General features: G+C 28.2%; 5 protein-coding genes. 4 read left to right on the top strand and 1 reads right to left on the bottom strand.

The genetic code is table 11. From position 1 onward, the window contains the following. Positions 1-93 precede the first annotated feature (93 nt). The 3 genes from AQ1689_RS08450 to AQ1689_RS08440 all read left to right on the top strand — a co-directional run bounded on the left by AQ1689_RS08450 (position 94) and on the right by AQ1689_RS08440 (position 1,154). Positions 94-366, top strand: a complete 273-nt coding sequence (locus AQ1689_RS08450; protein WP_145993745.1) for a hypothetical protein — start codon at positions 94-96, stop codon at positions 364-366. 63 nt (positions 367-429) lie between these two features. Beyond that, positions 430-843, top strand: a complete 414-nt coding sequence (locus tag AQ1689_RS08445) for a hypothetical protein (protein ID WP_101955815.1) — start codon at positions 430-432, stop codon at positions 841-843. Positions 844-968: 125 nt separating this feature from the next. Next, positions 969-1,154 carry a hypothetical protein gene (locus AQ1689_RS08440; protein WP_101955814.1) on the top strand — a complete coding sequence of 62 codons (186 nt, stop codon included), beginning with the start codon at positions 969-971 and terminating at the stop codon, positions 1,152-1,154. A gap of 79 nt (positions 1,155-1,233) precedes the next feature. Here the strand turns inward: AQ1689_RS08440 and AQ1689_RS08435 are convergent, their stop codons facing one another. Beyond that, a complete protein-coding gene (locus AQ1689_RS08435; RefSeq protein WP_101955813.1) occupies positions 1,234-2,010 on the bottom strand; it encodes a peroxiredoxin-like family protein in 777 nt (258 codons plus the stop codon). Positions 2,011-2,292: 282 nt separating this feature from the next. Between AQ1689_RS08435 and AQ1689_RS08430 the strand changes: the two genes are divergently transcribed. Beyond that, on the top strand, positions 2,293-3,495 hold a 1,203-nt coding region (locus tag AQ1689_RS08430; RefSeq protein ID WP_219618441.1), incomplete at its 3' end, for a hypothetical protein.

Here is a 3,495-nt window from a genome sequence, read left to right as displayed (position 1 = left end):
GTCGTTTTGGGAACGTTCCATGGATACCAACTCAAATCGAATTGTTTTCGAATAAATGGGAAGTTGTTAATTAAAAAAAATCTTTTAGAAATTATGAGCGAATATTTAAAAAGACCATTAGAAATAAAAGCAAGTGCTGAAAGTGTGGCTAAAAGCAAAAAAGAAAACAGGGATATAATCAATTCTTTTTTAAATAAAAAGACACGTTTTTTAGCAAAAGTATTAATTGATAAAGAACGGCTTTGGTGTATTGTTATCGGTAGATATGATAGTAATAATGCAAATTTTAACGATACCGAAGAAGGCGAAATCTTCCTTGGAATATTAGATAATGAACCACTAAGCGAAAAATTAAAATTTAATTAAATTTCAAGATTGCGATGTTATTGAATTACAAGTAATAGAATATCCAAATAGATTTTAGAAATTATGTTAAGAAAATTAATAGTAAAGTATTTTGCATTAAGTTATATAACCCAAATATTCGGAAAAGAAATTAATATGTTAAGAGGTGCTACACCTCTTAGCGTTTCTTTTAGTTTAGTAATGATAGGTGCATTTTTAGACAATGACTACCTGTATTATACCGCTTTTACAGCGTTTATAGTATTTGTATATATTGGATTTATTTATTTTAGAAGCTCTAAAAATTCGGTAAAATGGGGGGAGTTAGATAGTGTTCAAAAAAGAATATTATATAATATAACACCTGTTTTTTTAGATGAAGATAAACGAATAGAGGGAACTATTTTAAATGATAGGAAAGTACACAATTCGCCAATTTATCTAATTATAAACATTGTTTTTTGGGCAGCAGCACCAATAATTACAATGATAGTTTAAAGCATAAAAAAACCACCCCGAACGAGTGGTTAAAAATTGCTATGAAAAATGAAAAAGTGAGTAGGAAAATACAAAAATCCAACCTGTTACAAATATAAGTAATTTATTTAAAATAGGTATTTAAAATGACAAAATCAATGCTTTCTGCTAAATTAAGATTCGTACCCGCTCAAAGGTTTAAAGAGGTTACTTGGAAAATAGTTTCAAAGAATAGGAAACGACCTATTAATGAAATTAAAAACATTAGAAACCTCGATAAAGGTGAAGCAGATGCAATTTTAAATTATTTCAACAGAGAAGTTATTAGATGATATAAATATTAAAAAAATTCCTAAAGGACATATAGCCTTTGCTTATCGGCTAGGCTATATGCTTAGTTATTGTATCCTGTTATTTTTTTTTCATTTCTTTCAAAAAATTAGTTATTTTACTTGGTTCTGCACGGTTTCTATAATCTGCATCTAAAAACGCATATTCAATTTTACCATCTGTATTAATAATATAAGTTACAGCCAATGGTAATTCGTTGCTTGTATCCCCGTTATGTAAATTTAACTGAAATTTTTCATTATATTTTTTTGCTACATCTTCGGTGAGTTTAAATACTACACCATATTCTTTGGCAATTTTATTATGAATATCACTTAATACTTCAAATTCTAAATTATGTTTTTCTGATGTGTTTATTGATTCATCAGGTAATTCTGGAGTTAAAGCCAGTAGATTTGCTCCTTCTGCGATAAAATTAGGCAATTCTTCTTGTAAAGAATGTAGTGTAAGATTACAATATGGACACCAACCACCCCTATACCATGTTAGTACAACAGGACCTTTCTCTAAATAGCTTTTTAAAGAAATAGTTTCGCCAATTGCATTTTTAAGTTTGAAATTGGGTGCTATATCTCCAATATTTTTGGCAGATTCCAATATACCACTATTTACTACTGCATTTAAACCTTTTTTATACTTTGTTTTAGTTGTAGTATCAGCTTTTTTGTTAAAATTTACTTTATATGATTCTAATTCTGAAACTAAAGTAGTCTTTTGTTCTTTTTTTATTTTTGGATTGTTTAATGATGTATTGTTGTCTGTTTTATTTGAGTTGTTTTTACAACTTATAGCAAGTAAAAGAATTATACATATTGTTAAAAGTGTTTTTAAATTCATAATTATTATTTAAGTATTGTTAATTTATTATATAAAGTAGAATTGTGTTTTTTTATCATAAAACTAACTCTCTCCATCTTTTCAAATGAGTATTCTAAGTAGTAGAACAAAACTAAACAATTGGTTTTTTAAAAAAAAAAAATTAACAATTATTTTAATTTCAATATGCTAAACCATTTTAAAGGATATTAAATGATGCCATCGATTACTAAATAATGCCAGCCTAAAATGATGTTTTTTTCTTGTTTTATTATTGCAGTATCGAATCAGATATAGTTGTAAATGAATCAAGCAGAATCTATAAATCAAGCATTATACAGGAACATTAAAAGCGGGCAACAATACGCTCATTTAATGCCTTATAGTAATTGTAGTAGTACCAAATTAACTACTGGAGATACAAAAGCTGCAATTGATAATATGGCTATCTGGTCAAAGAAACATCAAAATCATACAAAAAATATTGCAGTAACTTTTACAGGTAAAAGCACCAAAGAAACCGCTATTTCTATACATTCTTTTTTATACCACCATTTTCAATACAAAATAGACGGATTAAATCAAGAGCTTAGAAGTCCAGCTTGTTCATGGGCAAGTCGTCAAAACGGCATAGACTGTAAAAGTTACTCAATTTTTGCAAGTACAATTCTTTTAAATTTAGGAATACATCATTTTTTAAGACGTATCAAACAAAGTGCAACCGCTGGTTATTCGCACGTTTATGTAATTGTTCCAAAAAATCAAAAAAATCCAAAAAATCTAAAATTAGGATATTATACCATAGATGGAACTTTAGCAGGAATTAAAGAACCTGATTTTTATCAAAAATCAGATGTTTTTATGAGAGCTAAAATAAATAATTTTGGTTTAGCTGGAGCAGCTAAACCAAAACAGTTACAAAAACAACAATCAAAAGGTGCTGGAAATTGGCAAGGAGAACTTGTTAAAGGATTATTTGAAACATTAAAGCCTGTTTTAGATGTAGCCGTTCAAGGATTAGTTGAGCATTTATTTGGCTGTGCTGAACCTCAATACGAATTACCAATAATAAAATTAAGAATTGAGCGAGATTTTAAAGTAAAATTAGAAAAAGAATTAGATGATTTAGATAGCGCTATTCTATATAATAATCGTCCACGAATACAGCATATTTTAAACAATATTTTAAAAGAATTAGATCTAGGAATAGCACACTTAAAAAGCGAAGCAGCATACAATGGAAATCACCAATGTATTGGTAAAACGTTAGCAATTTCTTTAAAATACATAGGAGATATAAAAAATATATTTGATAAGATATTTGACAGTTTTATCAAGTCTAACGGTCGTTATTCCGTAGATGTTTTTACAAAAACCGCCACTTCATCTGATCGACTTTGGTATTTCGTAGTAGGAAATGCAGATAACCCTGTAAATGCAGAATATAGGTTTGTAGTTCTTCGAAAAGAAAAAAGTAAGTACGGTATAGAACCAGTATTACCCTAC

The sequence above is a fragment of the Tenacibaculum finnmarkense genome (assembly GCF_900239185.1).
Taxonomy (GTDB): domain Bacteria; phylum Bacteroidota; class Bacteroidia; order Flavobacteriales; family Flavobacteriaceae; genus Polaribacter; species Polaribacter finnmarkensis.
This window is presented reverse-complemented; position numbering and strand designations above follow the sequence as displayed.

What these genes read in the sequence shown, in the direction of transcription:
- AQ1689_RS08450 (WP_145993745.1), top strand. Translation starts at nt 94, where the DNA reads ATGAGCGAATATTTAAAAAGACCATTAGAAATAAAAGCAAGTGCTGAA.
- AQ1689_RS08445 (WP_101955815.1), top strand. Translation starts at nt 430, where the DNA reads ATGTTAAGAAAATTAATAGTAAAGTATTTTGCATTAAGTTATATAACC.
- AQ1689_RS08440 (WP_101955814.1), top strand. Translation starts at nt 969, where the DNA reads ATGACAAAATCAATGCTTTCTGCTAAATTAAGATTCGTACCCGCTCAA.
- AQ1689_RS08435 (WP_101955813.1), bottom strand. Translation starts at nt 2,010, where the DNA reads ATGAATTTAAAAACACTTTTAACAATATGTATAATTCTTTTACTTGCT.